This window comes from Nocardia otitidiscaviarum, assembly GCF_007362295.1.
GTDB lineage: Bacteria > Actinomycetota > Actinomycetes > Mycobacteriales > Mycobacteriaceae > Nocardia > Nocardia otitidiscaviarum.
In genome coordinates this window covers 7,646,802-7,664,521 of record NZ_CP041695.1, presented here as the reverse complement: position 1 = coordinate 7,664,521, position 17,720 = coordinate 7,646,802, and the positions used below count along the sequence as shown (strand labels likewise).

The window sequence follows — 17,720 nt, the reverse complement described above, 5'->3', positions numbered from 1 at the left end:
GCTCAGCTAGTACTGAGTAGAAAGGCTAGCGGTCCCAGCGTCACGAAGACGCCTACCACGACAGCAATCACAGTGCTGAATATGTCGTCGGTGCGACGCAGAACTCGGACGAGTGCGACGAGTCCGAGAATCACGATCATCGCCAGCGCCAGGGCAACCCACGGGAGCATTTCCCACATGCGCTCGAATCCCTTGAACAGCAACATTCCCGCGACTGCGGCGGCGGTGCTCTGCCCGCCCAGAATCAGCCATTGCCGACGATTCTCTTCCTCGTCGGATTTCCGGGGGGTGCGGGAGCGGCGGGCGCGATTGGCGACGGCGGTGACCCGTGCGACCACGGAACTTCTTGCGTCGTCCTCGATGTCATCGTCATCCCGCAGTGGGGAATAGACCTCGGTGGCGCCGTCGTACATATCGTCCGGTTCGGCGGCGCGAGACTTGCGCCCGAACGCCCCCTTGCCGAAGGAGCGTTCGCCGGACCGTCGCGAACGACGCGGGCCCGGTTCGTCATCGCGATCGCGCGCGTCGCGTAGCAGATCACCGGCAACCGTCTCGCCGGAGACCAGCTGCTGGTCCTGGCTGGCCAGCGACCAGGCGGCGGCCCGGTCGTCCGACTGCGGGGTGGGGTCGGTCACCTGGCGTCTTCGCGCCGACCAGGCGGGCAGCTTGCCCGCGCCGGAGCGGTCGCCGCGCGGCGCGGGTTCGTCGGGCTCGTCGTCGTCCCATGCCTCCGCCTCGGGTCGCGCGTCCGCCCGCCGCTCCTCGGCATGTCGCCGTGCGGAGCGGGACATGGGCGGGGCGCCTTCGCGCGGTAGCGCTTCGGGCTCCTGCGCGCCCCAACTCGGTAGTGCCGCGGCCGCCGGGGCGCCGCGGAAGGGCCGCACCTCGGTGGTCTCGTCGTCGGGATCGAAGCGGCGACGGCGACGGCCGCCCGTTTCGGTCGCCGGAGTTCCGGCCGCGCCCGACGGCACCGCGTCCTCTCCGAAGCCACGCGCACCGGGTTCGGCGGGCGGCTCGCCGAACCCGCGCGGGCCCGGCTCACCGAAGCGACGCCCGCCCGCGCCGGGGTCACCGAACCCGTGGGCATCGGGTCCGGGCTCACCGAACCCGCGTCCACCGGCACCCGGCTCACCGAAACCGCGCGCGCCCGATTCGCCGTAACCACCGGTGCCCGGGTCACCGAAACCGCGAGACCCGATACCGGGCTCACCGAACTCGCGTGCGCCCGGCTCGCCGAAGCCACGCGCTCCCGGCTCGCCGAAGCCACGCGCACCGGGCTCGCCGAAGCCGCGGATCTCCGATTCACCGAACCCGCGTGCGCCGGCGTCGCCGAAGCCGTATCCGTTCGCACCGGATTCCCCGAAACCACGCGCTCCGGCACCCGGCGCACCGAATTCGCGCTGCCCTGCGGTGTCGGATGCCTCGGATTCGAGATCGTCGAGCGGGTCGGGCTTGCGACGGCGGCCGCTCTTCGGCCGCTCGGCTCCGTCCAGGCCACCGATGTGCTGCGCGCCGTAGCCGTTGCCGTTCGCCCCGTGCCCGTTCGCGCCGTAGGAGCTCCCGTTGGCGTCGTAACCGTTCGACTCGCCCGCATCGCCGTAGCCATTGGCCTCGGCTGCTTCCCGGCGGGCGCGGCGGCCGCCGGGCGTGCGGCCGGATGCCCCGTAACCGTTGGTGCCCGGGGTTTCGGTGGGCGGCCAGTCCAGCTGTCCGGGCGAGTTCCAGTCGTATCCCGACGACTGCGCCGACTCGTCCGGAGTTTCGGTGGGGGCGAGCGGATCGTAATAGGAGATAGGACCGGAAAGCGGAGAATTCTCCTGTTCGGAGCCCGACGAGTAGCCGAAATTCGACTCCTGCGCGGGTGTATCCAAGGAATAGTTCGAGTAGTCCGGATAATTCGAGAAGTTCGAAAAGTCCGATTCCATCGACGCGGACGCGGCCGCCCCGTCGGCCCCGATTTCGTCATCGGGTGCCGCATGCGAGGAAGAGCCCTCCCGCACCTGCGGCATATCGCCGGTCAGATCCGCCACGGAGATGCCGCGGCCGCTGCGCCGACGCCGCCCGCCCCCGCCGGAAGCGGAGGAGCCCTGCTGGCCGTTGCGGGCCAGCAGTTCGGCGACGGACAGCTGGTTCGAATCGTCGGTCATCGAATTACCGTTTCGATCGGGGTGCCCTCCAGGGGCGGACGAGCATCAGATTGTGCCCCACCAGCTATCGGTTCGCTATCCAAGTCGGTATCCAGTTTTCGCAGGATCAATCCCTCCCGCAGTGCCCAGGGGCAGATTTCCAACGTATCCAGCGACAGTGCCCGCATACTCGCCTCCGCGACCAATGCGCCAGCCACCAGTTGCTGTGACCGATCCGAACTTACGCCTTCCAATTCTGCCCGGTCGGCGGCCGTCATTCGAGAGATGAAGGCGATCAGCTGACGCAGACCGGAACTGGTGAGCGTACGCCGCACCCGCGGACCCGCCGCCGAGGGGGCGGCGCCGGTCAGTCGGGCGAGGGAGCGGAACGTCTTCGAGGTGCCGACGGCCAGGTCCGGACGGCCGGGTTCGAGCAGCTGTTTGGTCGGAATCACCAGCTCGGCGTCGAGCCAGTCGCGCAGCACGGCCACCCGGCGCTTGCCCGGCGGGTCGTGGCGCAGCCAGTCCCGGGTGAGCCGCCCGGCGCCCAGTTGCAGCGACAGCGCCACATCCGGGTCCTCGTCGGCGCCGTTGCTCATCTCCAGCGATCCGCCGCCGATATCCAGGTTGAGGATCCGCCCCGCGCTCCAGCCGTACCAGCGGCGCACCGCCAGGAAGGTGTTGCGGGCCTCGTCGACACCGCTCAGCACCCGCAGGTTCACGCCGGTCTCGGCGCGCACCAGGGCCAGCACCTCTTCGGAGTTGGTGGCCTCGCGCACCGCCGAGGTGGCGAAGGGCATCAGCTCTACACAACCGGAAGTCTTTGCGATGCTTGCGAATTCGGCTACGGTGCGGGTGAGCCGCGCCGAACCCTCCGGGGTGATCCGCCCCCGGTCGTCCATATTCTCCGACAACCGCAGGGTCGCCTTCGTAGAACTCATCGGCAGCGGATGGCCACCGCGATGCGCGTCCACCACCAGCAGGTGGACGGTATTGCTTCCCACATCCAGTACACCGAGCCGCACAAGAACACGGTACTGGGTGTGGCGTCTCTTCAGGCGCGGCGACTGAACTGTTAGCGTTCCGCGGTGTGACGGCAGGCGCATCCGCGAGCGGGCCCACCGGGCTCCGATCAGCGGCGAAGATCGATCCAAGTCCCGAGGTCGAGCTGGACTTCCCCCGAGAATGGATCGAGTTCGTCGACCCAGCAAATGACGAGCACCTGATCGCGGCGGACCTCACCTGGCTGCTCTCGCGATGGACGTGCGTATTCGGCACCCCCGCATGTCAGGGCATCATCGAGGGCCGCATCGACGACGGTTGCTGTTCACACGGCGCTTTCCTCTCCGATGCCGACGACGGCAAGAAGCTGCACCGCGGTGTGAAAATGCTCACACGCGAGGACTGGCAGCTGATGGACGAAGCGGTGGACGACACCGGCAAGGTCCGCAAGAAGCTCTATCTCGAGGAGGACGAACTCGACGACGAGCCCGCCCTGCGCACCCGCCGGATCGACGGCGCCTGCATCTTCCTGAACCGCCCCGGCTTCGCGGGCGGCATCGGTTGCGCCCTGCACAGCATGGCCCTGCGCAAGGGTCTGGAGCCGCTCACGGTGAAGCCCGAGGTGTGCTGGCAGCTGCCCATCCGGCGGGTGCAGGAGTGGGTGGACCGGCCCGACGGGGTGGAGATTCTCAAGACCTGGATCACCGAGTACGACCGGCGCGGCTGGGGGCCGGGCGGGCTGGACCTGAACTGGTACTGCACAGGGTCGCCCGACGCGCATGTGGGGACGCGGCCGGTCTGGCAGGCGTACGCGCCCGAGCTGATCGAGCTGCTCGGGCAGCCCGCATACGAGGAGCTGGCGCGGCACTGCAAACGCCGGGAGGGGCTCGGCATCGTCGCGGTGCATCCGGCGACGGCCATCGCCGCGGAGCGGGCGGCGCACGAGGACTGAGCGGGACCGGTCACGCGGGCGGACGCTGTGCGTTTGCCCCGCGTGCCGCCCGCGTCCGAGCAACCAAGCGGACGCTTGCTTGAGAATTTTCCTGAAACGCTCACATTTCACAGAGGTGTTCGCTTACGGTGCGGAAGCCCACCTGCGTGGGCCGCACACAGGAGAGCACCATGCGCATCAACACCTCCCGGAGAGCCGCCCGCGCGGGCGTCGGCCTCACCGGATTCGCCGCCGCGGCCGCCGTGGCCGTTCTGACGGCACCCGCCGCCTGCGCCGCGGTCGAGACGGTCACGGTCGAAGGATCGACCTTCCGCGTCGGCGGTGAATACACCATCTCCGCGACCCTCGGCGGCGCGTCCGCGGGTCTGCTCGTCTACTTCAGCGACAACGGGGAATTCATCGGCGCGCCCAAGGTGCCGTGGCCGCCGGGGCAGTCCAGCATCACCTGGAAGCCGGAAACCGCTGGGCAGCACATCATCACGGTCGAACAGGGCGGCAGCCACCGGTCCGTGACGGTGGATGTGAAGCAGGCTCCGATCGGCTCCGGAAGTTCCAGCACCGGAAGCGGTTTCGGCCCCGGCGGACCGCTCGGCAGCGGCAGCAGCGGCACCACGGACTGAGGACGGATATCCCATGAGCCTTCTTTCGCGCCGGATCGGCACGGGCATAGCGGGTTTCGCGGCCGCGGCGACCATCTCGGTCTTCGCCGCACCGCAGGCGAGCGCCACCGTCGACTCGATCACGGTGTCCGGCAGCGACCACGTGATCGACACCGAGTACCAGCTGAGCGCGAAGCTCAGCGGGGCCGGGATCGGGCTGCTGGTCTACTGGTCCGACAACGGCGAGGACATCAGCGGCCCCAAGGTGCCGTGGCCGGTCGGCGAGGCACACCTGAGCTGGACGCCGACGACCCCGGGCCGCCATCTGATCACCTGCTCGCAAGGCGGCAGCACCAAGACCATCGAGGTCTGGGTGCGCGACCCCTCCCAGCCGGATCCGGGTGGGCCGGGCACCCCCGGCGGCACCGGCAGCGCCGACGGCCTGCCCGGCCTCTTCGGCAGCAGCTAGCGCGGTCACGGCCCAACTTCTCCGCCAGCAGCCAGCGCGGAGCCCGGCCCGCGTGCGGTCCCGGTTGCGGGCTGCTCGCGGGCCGGGACGCGGTGTGGTGAGCCATCCCTAGCTCGCGTGACACCTTCCGGCTATCGCGGGTTCACCGGGCACTGTTATGAATCCGCGCATGATCAAGAAGACGTTCGCCGCCGCCGCGCTGGCCGCCGGAGCCCTGCTGGCTCTGGCCCCGGGCGCGGGTGCGGAACTGCCTCCCGAATACTCCGACCGCACCGCCGATTTCGTGCCCTTCGACTCCCCCGCCGCCCTGGACGCCGCCAAGAACGGCAAGTTGCTGATCATCAGCCCCTACGGCACCTCCCGCATGATCGCCTGCAAGGGCGAGGGCATGGACGTCTACGACTGCGCCCAGGACGACGATTTCGGCGGCATCTGGCTCAAGCCGATCGACACCCCGCTCGGCAAGGCATGGACCTCGTTCTGAGTCCCGCTTCCCGCGCATCGCGCCCGCTTCGATGACTCGAAGCGGGCGCGATGTGTAGAGGGTCGTCCACCACGGCACCCGCACGGGATAGACGGCTACGGCCACGACACCGGGGCCGGACGCGCCAGCGGGATGCGCTGTGAGTGTCGGCTATCGTGCGGACCCGACACATCTCGACCTGGGGCGGACTCACTCCCACGGCGGTCGCGGACACTGCGGCGGACAGCACGGCGACGACAGCGCGCGGCAACGACAGTGGCGGCGCGCCGGCGGCGAAGTGGGCGCACCTGCGGCAGCGTCCGCACCACAGCCACAGCAGCCCGCGCAAACAAAGACAGCAGCGACGCACCACCGACAGCAGCCACACCAGCCGCGCACCAGCCACACCAGCCGCGCAGCAGCGACAATGGGCCGCGCGACCACCACCAACCGCGCGACGCCACACCAACCGCGCGACAGCGGCAGCGTGGCAGTGGCAGTGGCAGTGGCAGTGACAGTGACAGCCTCGCGCCTGTTCCGACTTGCGGAACAGGCGCGGTGGTTCCGGGACTACGCCTCCAGTTTGTAGCCGAGGCCGCGCACGGTGACCAGGTGTTCCGGTTTGGCGGGGTCGGCTTCGATCTTGGAGCGCAGCCGCTTGACGTGGACGTCGAGGGTTTTGGTGTCGCCGACGTAGTCGGCGCCCCAGACGCGGTCGATGAGCTGGCCGCGGGTGAGTACGCGGCCGGAGTTGCGCAGCAGGTATTCGAGCAGGTCGAACTCCTTGAGCGGCAGGGTGACCGGTTTGCCGTTGACCTGCACGGTGTGGCGGTCGACGTCCATGCGGACGGGTCCGGCCTCCAGCACGCTGGTCTCGGTGCCGTTGTCGGGTTCGTCGCCGACGCCGCGGCGCAGCACGGCGCGGATGCGGGCGATGAGTTCGCGCGAGGAGTACGGCTTGGTCACGTAGTCGTCGGCGCCGAGTTCCAGGCCGACCACCTTGTCGATCTCACTGTCGCGCGCCGTCACCATGATGACGGGCACGCTGCCGCGAATCCGCAGCTGCTTGCACACGTCGGTGCCGCTCATGCCGGGGAGCATGAGGTCGAGCAGCACGATGTCGGCGCCGGAGCGGTCGTATTCGGCCAGTGCGGCCGGCCCGTCGCCGACCACGGCGACTTCGAACCCCTCCTTGCGCAGCAGGAACGCGAGCGGATCGGCCAGCGACTCCTCGTCCTCGACGATCAGCACTCTCGTCATCGGGTTGCCTCCACACCGTTTGTTCTGGCCCGCCCGGCGGGGCGCGGGCCGGTTTCCTTCTTCCCCGCCGGAGCCCCGGCGGACGTCTTCTTCTCGCTCGGCGCGGGATCGGCCGGGTGGACCGGTATCCGCAGCGTGAACGTCGAGCCGGTGCCCTGTTTGCTCCACAGGGTGATCTCACCGTTGTGGTTGGCGGCCACGTGCTTGACGATAGCCAGCCCGAGCCCGGTTCCCCCGGTGGCGCGCGAGCGTGCCTTGTCGGCGCGGAAGAACCGCTCGAAGACCCGCTCCTGGTCTTCCTTGGCGATGCCGATGCCGCGGTCGGTGACGGCGATGTTCACGTAGCCGCCGCGCAGTGACCGGCTCACCGACACGTGCGAGCCGCGCGGCGAGTAGGCGATGGCGTTCTCCACCAGGTTGGACAGGGCCGTGATGAGCAGGGTCTGGTCGCCGAGCACCTCGAGTTCGCTGTCGCGGTCGGTGCTCACGGTGATGCCCGCGGCCTCGGCGGCGGTGCGGGAGCGCTCGATGGCCTGGCCGACGATGGTGTCCACGGAGACGGCCTCGAGTTCGGGCAGCTTCTCCGCGCCCTGGAGCCGCGACAGCGCGATGAGTTCGGTGACCATCTTGCCCATGCGCCGGGCCTCGCCGTGTAGTCGTTCGCCGAAGTGCCGCACAGAGTCGGGATCGTCGGCCGATTCCAGCAGCGCTTCGGCCAGCAGGCTCATGGCCCCGACGGGGGTCTTGAGCTCGTGCGAGACATTTGCCACGAAGTCGCGGCGGGTGGCCTCCATGCGCGCCTGCTCGGAGTCGTCGTCGGCGAAGAGGACCACGAAGTTGGGGTTCTCCTGCGACAGCGGCCGGGCGACGCCGCGCACCGCGAGCCGGCCGCGGCCGGGCATGGGGTGTTTGGCGGTGATGTCGAAGTCGACGTCGTGCCCGGTGCCGAGTACCTCCTGTACGGCCAGCCAGGCGCGTTCGTCGAGCAGCCGGTCGCGCACCACGCCGAGTTCCTCGGCGCGGGGGTTGACCAGCACGACATCGCGGTATTGGTCGACGACGGCGATACCGCTCTCGGAGGCGAGCACGATGAGATCGAGCACCTGCGACATGGTGAGGCCGGATTCGTCGGCGGCGCGGCGGGCCTGCCGCGCGTTCACATAGGGAATGAGCAGTCCGCCCACGGCCAGTCCGACGACGGCCGCGAGGACTGCCAACAGCACGGCCTGTGGAACGCTCACACTGTGAATCGTACGGTCGCCAATAGGTGTCCAGACCCCGGGTGCACTAAGTTTCGTGCAGGTCACGGGCACTTTGGCACACGTTAGCCCACCGTTCACACAGTGTTGGGGAACGGTGCGATGGTCCGAAATCGCGCCCCTACCAGCCGGTCCGTACGTTTCAGATCAGGGCAGGTCCGGCATATCGGGCACGGCTAAGCGACATGCTCAGTCGTCGAAATCACCTCCGTACATGGATGCGCGAACCGTGTCGCCGTGCCGGCCCACCCACGCGCCGAGAGCCAGGATGGGCGGCAGCAGATCCCGACCCGCTGGCGTCAGCGAATACTCCACGCGCGGGGGCGCCTCGGGGTAGCGGTGACGTTCCACCAGCGCCATGCGCTCCATGCGCCGCAGGGTCTGGGTGAGCATCTTCTGGCTGATGCCGCCGATCGCGCCGCGCAACTGCACCGGCCGCAGCGGACCGTCCCGCAGCGCATAGACGATCACCAGCAGCCAGGAATTGTCGAACAGGTCCAATATCAGCCGCGCCGGACAGTCCGATTCCCAGTCGCCGTAGGGCGCGAACTCGACCCGGTCCGCCGAATCCGGCGCCCGCGTCGGGGGCGCGGTCGCCCCGGTCCTGATGCTCACCGTTCCAGCGTGCCAGCGGCCATGGGCACCCGCGAGTGCCTTTCGGAATTCCTACCGTCGTCGGACGTCGACACGACTGGAGGAGTTGATATGCGAATCGGAATCATCGGAGCCGGACAGATGGCACGAGCATTGGGCGGCGGCTGGGCCGCGGCCGGACACGAGATCGTCATCGGTGCCCGGAGCGTCGAACGTGCCGCGGAAGCGGCCGATGCCATCGGCCACTCCGCGACAGCGGGCGGCATCGAGCAGGCGACCGAGTTCGGGCAGACGATACTGCTCGCGCTCCCCGTCGCCGCGCTGAGTGACGTGCTGCGCGACCCGGACGGATTCCGGGGCCGCACCATCATCGACTGCACGAATGCCTTCCGCCCGGACACCGGAGGTTTCACCCTCACCGAACCGGCGGTGGCGGAACGCATCGCGGCCGAAGCCCCGGGCGCGCATGTGGTGAAGGCGTTCAATGTGTGCGCGGCCGAGGTGTGGGCGGCGGACCTGCGCACCTTCGAGGGGCGGCCGCTGACCGTTCCCCTCTGCGGTGACGACACCGAATCGCTGGATCGGGTGGCCGCCCTCGCGGAGGATCTCAACCTGCGTCCGGCCCGCGCGGGCGGCCTGGCCCAGGCGCGCTATCTCGAGGCGGCCGCCGCTTTCCTTGTCGGGCAGTGGTTCTCGGGCAATGACGCCCGCGCGATGTTGCCCCCGCTGGAGCACGCTTTCGCCGTTCCCGACGGTGCGTAGCCGGCATCGGCCGTCCGCTACCAGCCCGAATTCCCTTGCACCGGAATGTTGACGAAGCTGGGCTCGGACGGGTCGAGCAGCAGGTGCTGCGGGCGTAGTTCGGTATCGGCGGTGATGGCGGTGGGCGGCAGGCCCTTCGGGAAGTTGCCCGCGTAGACGTCCACCCGCAGCCGATGCCCCGGCTGGAGTACGGCCTCGACGCCCGCCACCGAGATGTCGAGTGTCACCGGGACGCCCGGTTGCGTCGGCTGCCGGGTGTCGAGCGAGAGGTCGGGCACCGGGTCGGTGTAGTCACCGCCCGGCAGTCGGGTGCTGCGGGATTCGTCCAGCTGCCGCAGCGAGGCGACGAGCTGGCCGGTCGACAGCGTGGTCGAGCGGCCGTCCGGAGCGACATCGTTGACGGTGACGGTCCAGTAGCCGTCCGCGGCGTCGTGCGCGGTCCGCAGCCGCACCGCGATCGGACCGGAGATGGTGGTTGTCTCGGCCACCGGAGCGCTGGTGAAGGTGAGGCCGTTGGACTCCCAGATGCGGGAGTCCTTGCCGCAGGCGTCGATGATGGACGGGATGCCGACCAGCTGCTGCGCCGCGTCCCGTGAGCACAGGCCGGTGAGACCCGGTGCGACGGTGAGGGTGTCGACGCTCGGGTGCGGCGCGGTGAACAGCGAACCGTCGTGCACGCTGTGTGCGCCGGTGCCGCTGGGCGGGGCCGCGAGATACATGCGCCGGTATTCCACCCCGGGCCGCGGGAACGACGGCAGACTGACCCAGCCACCGCCCTGCTGCTTGACCGTCACCGGCCCGAACGAGTCGATGCCGTTGTCGATTCCCTTGAGCCACTTGTCGAACCACGCGTGCTGGAGCACGTCCATGCGCGGCGGCAGCCCCGGCAGCCCGGATTCGTTGCCGTTGGAGATGTGGTAGCCGTCGCCGGAGAGCAGCTGTTTCTGCCCGGGCGGCAACGGGATTCGCCGGTACACGTCGGCCTGCGAGGCGACGAAGACATCGTGCCAGCCGCCGGTGATGAAGGTGGGCACGGTAATGGCTTCCGGGTCGGTCTCCCACGCCTGCCGCATGGGGCTGCCGCTGTCCAGCAGTTGCCGGATCTTCGGGCTCAGTGCGTCGATATCGGGCTGGAGGAACACCTCTAGCAGTGCGTCCACGAAGGTGAAGGGGTCGGCCAGCCGGTCGGCGAGCCACTTCATGTCGAAGCGCCCCTGCGCCAGCGCCGTCAGGTCGGGTACCAGCTTGCCGCCGTTCACCGCGGCCAGCCACATCGGCATGAACGCGACGCCGACCGCGCCGCCGGGGGCCACGAGATCACGGAAAGGGTTGCGCGACGGCACCACCGGGAAGATGGCTTTCAGCGCGGGCGGGTTCTCGGCCGCGGCCTGCAACTGATTGAGCCCGGAGTAGCTGACGCCGGTCATGCCGATATCCCCGGTGGACCATGGCTGTTTCGAGGCCCAGTCGATGGTTTCGACGGTGTCCTGCTGTTCGCGCGGCCCGAGCAGATCCCAGATCCCCTGGGAGAAGCCGGTTCCGCGCACGTCCACGACGACCTGCGTGTACCCGGACCTGATCAGGTCGCGGTCCACGGTGAAGGTGCGGATCAGTCCGCCGCCGAGCGCCTTGGTGAGGTCGGTGAGTCCGGAGAAGGGTGTGCCCGTGAGGTCGATGCCGCGCGCCAGTTCCACGATCAGATCGGAGAGCCCCGGAATGGAGAATGCCGAATCCGCGATCATCGAGCCGAGTTTCGTGTACGGCGTGAAGTTCACGATGGTCGGCGTCGGCTCGGCGATGGGCTGCCCGGAGGCGTCGGCCGGGTGGTAGACGTTGGCCTTCAGTACGGTGCCGTCGCTCATCGTGATGGGCACATCCCACTCGATGTAGACGTTCGGGTACCGCTGCGGTCCGTCCTCGGCCTGCGCCCAGGCCGCACCCGCCGCGCCACCGTCCGGGCCAGTGGCGGTGGGTGCCGCCGCGGCGGTGGGCGATGTGAACGGAAGCAGTGCCAGGGCAGCCAGAATCGCTGTTGCGTACTTGAGCACGAACCGATGCTAAGCCAGACCGTCTGAGACGGAGAAGATTTCGGTTGGTTTCGTGAAACAGCACAAAGCAATCCGGGTGCGCACCCCATTGTGCACACCCGGATCTTTCACACCCGGTCGGTGCGAATCACCAACCGGAGTTTCCGCGGACCGGAATATTGACGAAGCTCGGACGATTCGGGTCCAGCTGCACATGCTGCGGCAGCAGACCGGTGTCGATGAGCATCGGCAGAATCGGCAGGCCCTTCGGGAAGTTGGCCGCGAAGACGGAGACGCGCAGCCGGTGTCCGGGCTGGAGTACCGCCTCGGTGGCCGAGAGCGCGATATCGAGGGTGGTCACCTCGCCGGGCACCGCCAGTTCCCGCTTGCTGAGCGAGGTGTAGGCACGCGGATCGGTGTAGTCGCCATTGGCCGAACGGCTGCTGCGGGATTCGTCGACCTGTCGCAGCGAGGCCATGAGCTGGCCCGAGGTCAGCACCGTGGAGGTGCCGTCGGGGGCGACGTCGTTGACGGTGACCGTCCAGTAGCCGTCGACCGAATCCTGCACCGTGTTCAGATGCAGGGCGATCGGTCCCGAGATGGTGGTGGCCTCGAGTACCGGCGCGCTGGTGAAGGTCAGCGCGTTGGTCTCCGCGATCCGGGAGTCCTTGGCGCAGCCGTCGATGATGGACAGGAAGCCCGCGGTGGCCTGTGCGGCGTCGTTGGAGCAGATGGTGGTCAACCCCGGAGATACGGTCAAACGTGCGGTGTCGCCATTGGGGCCGCCGGTGAGCGAACCGTCGTGGACACTGTTGGCGGTACCGCTGATCTGCGACGACAGGTACATGCGCCGATGTTCGGCCCGCTGCTCGGCGGGTGCGGATTCACCGAAGCCGCCCTGGGTGATCCAGCCGCCGCCCTGCTGCTTGAGGGTCACCGGACCGTAGGCGTCGATGCCGTTGTCGATGCCCTTGAGCCACTTGTCGAACCACGCGCGCTGCAGCACGTCCAGGCGCGGCGGCTGTCCGGGACGGGAGGTCTCCGCACCGGAGGTGATGTGGTAGGTGTTGCCCATCATCAGCTGCTTCTGGCCCGGCGGCAGCGGAATCTCGTTGTAGATCTTGGATTCCGAGTAGGTGAACAGGTCGTGCCAGCCGCCGTAGACGAAGGTCGGCACCTGGATGTTGCTCGGATTGCCCAGCCACGCACGACGTTCCGGAGTGGTGTCGTCGAGCATGTTCACCACGCGCGGGTCGAGATCCTCCATGCGCTGGCTGGTGTAGGCGGAGATCAGCACGTCCAGGTAGGTGAACGGGTCGTTGATCCGGTCCCGCAGCCACTGTTCGTCGAAGCGCCCGTTGGCGATCGAGGCCAGGTCCGGCACCCACTTGAGGCCGTTGATGGCCGACAGCCACAGCGGAATGAAGTTGAAGCCGAAGCCGCCGCCGGGGGCGAGCACATCGTCGACGAGGTCGCTGCCGGGCACGATGGGGAAGATCGCCTGGAGCGCGGGCGGCCGCTTCTCCGCGGCCTGCACCTGGTTGATGCCCGAGTAGGAGATGCCGTTCATGCCGATGCGGCCGTTGGACCACGGCTGCTTGGACGCCCAGTCGATGACCTCGACGGTGTCCTGCTGCTCGCGATCGCGCAGCATATCCCATTCGCCCTGGGAGAAGCCGGTTCCGCGCACGTCCACGACGACCTGCGAGTAGCCGGACTTGATGAGCTGGCGGTCCACGGTGAAGTTGCGGATCTGGCCGTTGCCCGCGGCATTGATCAGGTCGCCGAGTCCGGAGATCGGGGTGCCGGACAGGTTGATCTGCCGGAAGAAGCCGAGCAGGGCGTCGGACAGGCCCGGAATGGACGCGGCGTGATCACCGAGGTTCGACACCAGCTTGGTGTAGGGCGTCAGGTTGACGACGGTCGGTGTCGGCTCGTCGATGGGCCGCCCCGAGGCATCGGCCGGGCGGTAGACATTGCCCTTGAGGACGGTGCCGTCGCTCATCGTGATGGGCACGTCCCATTCGATGAAGACGTTCGGATACTGCTGTCCCGCATCGTGTTGCGCGGTCCAGGCGGCTCCGGCGGCGCCGCCGTCCGGACCGGTGGGCGTGGGAGCCGCGGCGGCGGGGATCCCGGTAAGAGGAACCAGGACCGCGGTGGCGACCGCTGCCACCGTGGCCCGTAGCGCGTGCTTCATTGAACGTGATCTACCTCTCGACGTGGGTCGAACGCGAGGCAGTTTATCTACCGACAAGTAAGTTGCAAACCCCGGTTACCGTTACTCGATAAAACGGGAATTTCTGCGGTTTATAGATTCCCGAGGTCGAGGTGCAAATACCCTACGCCGACGTAATGAGATTTACGCCACATGCCCTCACTTGGCCCTGACCTGCACCAATAGCGTTTCACAATACCTCGGGCAACGAAAAACGCGTTGTGGCCGAATAATTCGGTCACAACGCGTCGAAATCCGGCAGCGATCGCCAGCCGAACCGTCCTACTTCGCGCCCTGGTTCGCCACCGCGGCGGCACCGGCGGCCGCGGCCTCCGGATCCAGGTACACGGCCGGGCCGACCGGTCGCAGATTCTCGTCCAGTTCGTACTTGAGCGGAATGCCGGTGGGAATGTTCAGCCCCGCGATGTCCTCGTCGGAGATGCCGTCCAGATGCTTCACCAGGGCACGCAGCGAATTGCCGTGCGCGGCGACCAGAACCGTCTTACCGGCGACGAGATCCTTCGAAATGGTGTCCTCCCAGTAGGGCACCATGCGCGCCACGACATCCTTCAGGCATTCGGTCAGCGGCACCTCGATGCCGTCGTAGCGCGGATCGCCGTCCTGGCTGTACTCGCTGCCCGGCTCGATGGGCGGCGGCGGGGTGTCGTAGCTGCGACGCCAGAGCATGAACTGCTCGTTGCCGTACTGCTCCTTGATCTCCGCCTTGTTCTTGCCCTGCAACGCACCGTAGTGGCGCTCGTTGAGCCGCCAGTCGCGGATGACCGGAATCCAGTGCCGGTCGCAGGCGTCCAGAGCGTTGTTGGCGGTGGAGATGGCGCGCCGCAGCAGCGAGGTGTAGACGACATCCGGCAGGATGCCCTGCTCGGCCAGCAGTTCACCGGCGCGCTTGCCCTCGGCCACACCCTTGTCGGTCAGGCGCACGTCCACCCAGCCGGTGAACAGATTCAGGGCATTCCATTCGCTCTCGCCGTGGCGCAGCAGTACCAGGGTGTACGTCATGGGGCCATCCTCCCACGTGCGGATTCGTTCGCAATCGAGACCCTGGGAGCTCCCCTGTCAGAACGACAGGCAGTTGCCCGGGGCGTCCTCGGCGGCGTCGTAGGCGAGCAGGCCCGCGCCCGCGAGAGTGGCCTGATCGGTGAGTTCCGAGGGCAGTACGTGCAGACCGCGGGTGAAGGTGAGGCGGGCGTGGGCGGCGACGGTGTCCCGCAGCGGCCGCCAGAGGTGTTCACCGGATTGCGCGAAACCGCCGCCCACGACCACCAGGTCGGTGTCGAGCAGCGCGGCGGCGGACGAGATGGCGATCCCCAGTGCGGTGCCCGCGCGACGCAGTGCGGCGATGGCGATCTCGTCGCCCGCCCGCGCGGCGTTGGACAATTCGATGCCGGTGCTGCCGGTCCAGCCCTGGCGGCGCGCCCACCGCACCGAGGACGGCCCGCTGGCCACGGCCTCCACGCAGCCGAAACCGCCGCAGGCGCACGGCTCGTCACTGCCCGGCACGATGATGTGGCCGATGTGTCCGGCGTTTCCGGTGCGGCCGAACACGACTCGGCCATTGCTGATGACACCGCCGCCTATCCCGGAGGAGACGGTCAGCGCCAGCACGTTCGGGATGCCGCGCGCCGCGCCGAAACGCTGTTCGGCCAGCACCAGGCAGACGCCGTCGATGGCGAAACGGATAATGGCGTCCGGGAACAACTTCCGGACGGCCTGCTCGAGTTCGAACCCGTGCACCCATTCGGGGATATTGAGCGGGCCGGTGGTGCCGGTGCGCACATCCACGGGTCCGGCCGCGCCGATGCCGACGGCGGTCACCTCGGCATCCCCGGCCACGCTGGTCAGCAGGTCGCGGCAGGCGTCCCACACCTCGGCGCGCGGTACCGGAATCCGCCGCACATCCTGTACCGCCCCGTCCGGATCCACCGTTCCGGCAGCGAATTTCGTCGCGCCGATATCCAGCGCCAGCATCACCATGGTCGGCGACCCTACGGTTCAGGACTGATCGGTGTCGACGAGATGTTCGAAGGCGCGCAGGTTCTTCAGCGACTCCCCGCGCGAGACGCGCCATTTCCATTCCCGCCGAATGGATTCCGCGAAGCCCAGTTCGAGCAGCACATTGAAGTCGGCGTCGACGGCCTCGAGGATCTGCCCGAACCAGCGGTCGAGTTCGTCCGGGGTGACGGCATGTGTGGCCATCCGGCCGACCAGGTAGATATCGCCCAGATTGTCGAGGGTGTAGGCCACGCCGTAGAGGCGGCGGTTGCGCCGCAGCATGAATTTGTAGACGCCCTCGTGATTTTCGTCCGGCTTACGGCAGACGAAGGTCTCCATCCGCACGCCGTGATTGCCGACGGTGACGATGACATTGGTCTTGAGCTTGCGTTCACCCGGCAGCACCGCGACGAACATGTCCTCGCGTTCGCGCGAGTATTCGATCTCGCGATCGCGCAGGGTGTCGTCGATGAGCCGGGCCGTGGCGAGCGCGGTCTCGGTCATCTGCGCGGTCGGCAGGTTCGGGTCGCTCATCGACGAACTGCTCCCATCCGGCGCCGCCACAGCGCCCGCGATCTGGCCTGATTGCTCTCCGTCGCCACCGTACTCCTGCGCATACGGGTGTCGCGGAATCCGGCCAGGGCGGCGGAGTAACTGTTCAGCAGACCGTCGGCGGTGTGCGCCCAGGAGAAGTTGGCGGCGTGTTCGACCGCCGCCGTGCCCATCTCGCGCAGGCGGGCGGGGGTGTCGAACAGCGAGCGCAGCGCCGCCGCCCAGTCGTCGGTGCGGTGGCCGGGGACGAGCAGGCCGGAGACGCCGTCGCGTACGGCGGTGCCGAGGCCACCCACCTCGGCCGCGAGTACCGGGGTGCCGCTGGCCTGTGCCTCGATGGCGACCAGCCCGAACGATTCGTTGTAGCTGGGGACGGCCACCAGGTCGGCGGCCCGGTACACCTGCACCAGCCGGTGCGGGGGCTGCGGCGGCAGGAAGGTGACGCGGTCGGCGATGCCCAGGTCGGCGGCCAGGTCCATGAGGGCGTCCGGGCGTTCCAGACCGGTGCCGGAGGGTCCGCCCACGATCAGGACGCGCAGCGGAGTCTCCGGATCGTCTGCGAGGACGCGGGCGGCGGCGCGCACCAGCACATCGGGGGCCTTGAGGGGCTGGATACGGCCGACGAAGGCGACGATGCGCTCGTCGAGCGGCAGGCCGAGTTCGATGCGGGCGGCGGTGCGGTCGCCGGGGCGGTAGCGGGTGAGGTCCGCGCCCGGCAGCACCACGTCGATGCGCTCGGGTTCCGCACCGTAGAGCTGCACGAGTTCGCGGGCTTCCGCGCCGGTGTTGGCGACCAGGCGGTCGGCCTCGGCGACGATCTGCTTCTCGCCGATCTCCCGGGCGGCCGGTTCCGGGCAGTCGCCCTCCGCCAGGTGCAGGTTCTTCACGGCGGCCAGGGTGTGCGCGGTGTGCACCATGGGCACCCGCCAGCGGTCCCGCGTCAGCCAGCCGACCTGGCCGGACAGCCAATAGTGCGAATGGATGAGGTCGTAGTGCCCGGGCTGGTGCCGCGCCTCGGTCCGCAGCACCTCGGCCGCGAACGGGCACAGCTGTGTGGGCAGGTCGTGCTTGTCGAGCCCCTCGAACGGTCCGGCGACCACATGGCGCACCAGTACGCCCGGCGCGGCCTCGACCGCGGGCTCGTCGTTGGAGGAGGTGGCGCGGGTGAAGATCTCCACCTCGGTGCCGCGTTTGGCCAGCTCGATGGCGGTTTGCAGGACGTAGACGTTCATACCCCCGGCGTCACCGGTACCGGGTTGGGCGAGTGGCGAGGTATGCACCGACAGGACGGCAATCCGATTCGGCCGTAGGTCGCTACGTTGACTCACCACTCACCCAGTGTGCACGCGCGGGAGGCGGGGTCGTACATGAGTTACCCCACCAAGTGACCGGGGTCACAAGGTAATTCGAGAAGGGTGGTTGAC

General features: G+C 68.5%; 16 protein-coding genes. 5 read left to right on the top strand and 11 right to left on the bottom strand.

The window, feature by feature from the left end; all coding sequences use genetic code 11:
• Positions 1 to 2: 2 nt before the first annotated feature.
• Positions 3 to 2,147, bottom strand: a complete 2,145-nt coding sequence (locus tag FOH10_RS36015; protein ID WP_244962167.1) for a hypothetical protein — start codon at positions 2,145 to 2,147, stop codon at positions 3 to 5.
• Positions 2,144 to 3,151: a Ppx/GppA family phosphatase gene (locus tag FOH10_RS34520; protein WP_051037789.1), complete on the bottom strand. Its 1,008-nt coding sequence runs from the start codon at positions 3,149 to 3,151 to the stop codon at positions 2,144 to 2,146. The genes FOH10_RS36015 and FOH10_RS34520 overlap by 4 nt, the downstream gene beginning before the upstream one ends.
• Positions 3,152 to 3,216: 65 nt before the next feature.
• Between FOH10_RS34520 and FOH10_RS34515 the strand changes: the two genes are divergently transcribed.
• The 4 genes from FOH10_RS34515 (at position 3,217) to FOH10_RS34500 (ending at position 5,632) form a co-directional block, all read left to right on the top strand.
• Positions 3,217 to 4,080: a DUF3109 family protein gene (locus FOH10_RS34515; protein ID WP_051037790.1), complete on the top strand. Its 864-nt coding sequence runs from the start codon at positions 3,217 to 3,219 to the stop codon at positions 4,078 to 4,080.
• A 170-nt stretch (positions 4,081 to 4,250) separates the two neighbouring features.
• Positions 4,251 to 4,700 carry a hypothetical protein gene (locus FOH10_RS34510; RefSeq protein WP_143983763.1) on the top strand — a complete coding sequence of 150 codons (450 nt, stop codon included), beginning with the start codon at positions 4,251 to 4,253 and terminating at the stop codon, positions 4,698 to 4,700.
• 13 nt (positions 4,701 to 4,713) lie between these two features.
• Positions 4,714 to 5,148 (top strand): hypothetical protein, encoded by a 435-nt coding sequence (locus tag FOH10_RS34505; RefSeq protein ID WP_143983762.1) that lies wholly within the window; start codon positions 4,714 to 4,716, stop codon positions 5,146 to 5,148.
• Positions 5,149 to 5,317: 169 nt separating this feature from the next.
• Positions 5,318 to 5,632 (top strand): hypothetical protein, encoded by a 315-nt coding sequence (locus tag FOH10_RS34500; protein ID WP_143983761.1) that lies wholly within the window; start codon positions 5,318 to 5,320, stop codon positions 5,630 to 5,632.
• A gap of 549 nt (positions 5,633 to 6,181) precedes the next feature.
• Here the strand turns inward: FOH10_RS34500 and FOH10_RS34495 are convergent.
• From FOH10_RS34495 to FOH10_RS34485, 3 genes are all read right to left on the bottom strand, one after another.
• Entirely contained in the window at positions 6,182 to 6,871 is a 690-nt protein-coding gene (locus FOH10_RS34495; RefSeq protein WP_029926109.1) for a response regulator transcription factor, read from the bottom strand.
• Positions 6,868 to 8,112: a sensor histidine kinase gene (locus tag FOH10_RS34490; RefSeq protein WP_029926111.1), complete on the bottom strand. Its 1,245-nt coding sequence runs from the start codon at positions 8,110 to 8,112 to the stop codon at positions 6,868 to 6,870. The genes FOH10_RS34495 and FOH10_RS34490 overlap by 4 nt, the downstream gene beginning before the upstream one ends.
• A gap of 207 nt (positions 8,113 to 8,319) precedes the next feature.
• A complete protein-coding gene (locus FOH10_RS34485; protein ID WP_244961496.1) occupies positions 8,320 to 8,745 on the bottom strand; it encodes a winged helix-turn-helix transcriptional regulator in 426 nt (141 codons plus the stop codon).
• 90 nt (positions 8,746 to 8,835) lie between these two features.
• Between FOH10_RS34485 and FOH10_RS34480 the strand changes: the two genes are divergently transcribed.
• The gene (locus tag FOH10_RS34480; RefSeq protein WP_143983760.1) at positions 8,836 to 9,486 is read left to right on the top strand and encodes an NADPH-dependent F420 reductase; all 651 of its coding nucleotides are present in this window, start codon (positions 8,836 to 8,838) and stop codon (positions 9,484 to 9,486) included.
• A 17-nt stretch (positions 9,487 to 9,503) separates the two neighbouring features.
• Here FOH10_RS34480 and FOH10_RS34475 read toward each other — a convergent pair whose 3' ends face one another.
• The 6 genes from FOH10_RS34475 to mshA all read right to left on the bottom strand — a co-directional run bounded on the left by FOH10_RS34475 (position 9,504) and on the right by mshA (position 17,624).
• Positions 9,504 to 11,534 carry a CocE/NonD family hydrolase gene (locus FOH10_RS34475; RefSeq protein WP_143983759.1) on the bottom strand — a complete coding sequence of 677 codons (2,031 nt, stop codon included), beginning with the start codon at positions 11,532 to 11,534 and terminating at the stop codon, positions 9,504 to 9,506.
• A 127-nt stretch (positions 11,535 to 11,661) separates the two neighbouring features.
• The gene (locus FOH10_RS34470; protein ID WP_143983758.1) at positions 11,662 to 13,713 is read right to left on the bottom strand and encodes a CocE/NonD family hydrolase; all 2,052 of its coding nucleotides are present in this window, start codon (positions 13,711 to 13,713) and stop codon (positions 11,662 to 11,664) included.
• A 300-nt stretch (positions 13,714 to 14,013) separates the two neighbouring features.
• A complete protein-coding gene (locus FOH10_RS34465) occupies positions 14,014 to 14,751 on the bottom strand; it encodes a phosphoglyceromutase (RefSeq protein ID WP_029926117.1) in 738 nt (245 codons plus the stop codon).
• 57 nt (positions 14,752 to 14,808) lie between these two features.
• Complete coding sequence (locus tag FOH10_RS34460) at positions 14,809 to 15,726, bottom strand: ROK family protein (protein ID WP_143983757.1); 918 nt, start codon at positions 15,724 to 15,726, stop codon at positions 14,809 to 14,811.
• An 18-nt stretch (positions 15,727 to 15,744) separates the two neighbouring features.
• Positions 15,745 to 16,278, bottom strand: a complete 534-nt coding sequence (locus tag FOH10_RS34455; RefSeq protein WP_228811440.1) for a type III secretion system chaperone family protein — start codon at positions 16,276 to 16,278, stop codon at positions 15,745 to 15,747.
• Positions 16,275 to 17,624 (bottom strand): D-inositol-3-phosphate glycosyltransferase, encoded by a 1,350-nt coding sequence (mshA, locus tag FOH10_RS34450; RefSeq protein WP_425326171.1) that lies wholly within the window; start codon positions 17,622 to 17,624, stop codon positions 16,275 to 16,277. Before mshA ends, FOH10_RS34455 begins: the two co-directional genes overlap by 4 nt.
• Between the last annotated feature and the right edge of the window lie 96 nt (positions 17,625 to 17,720).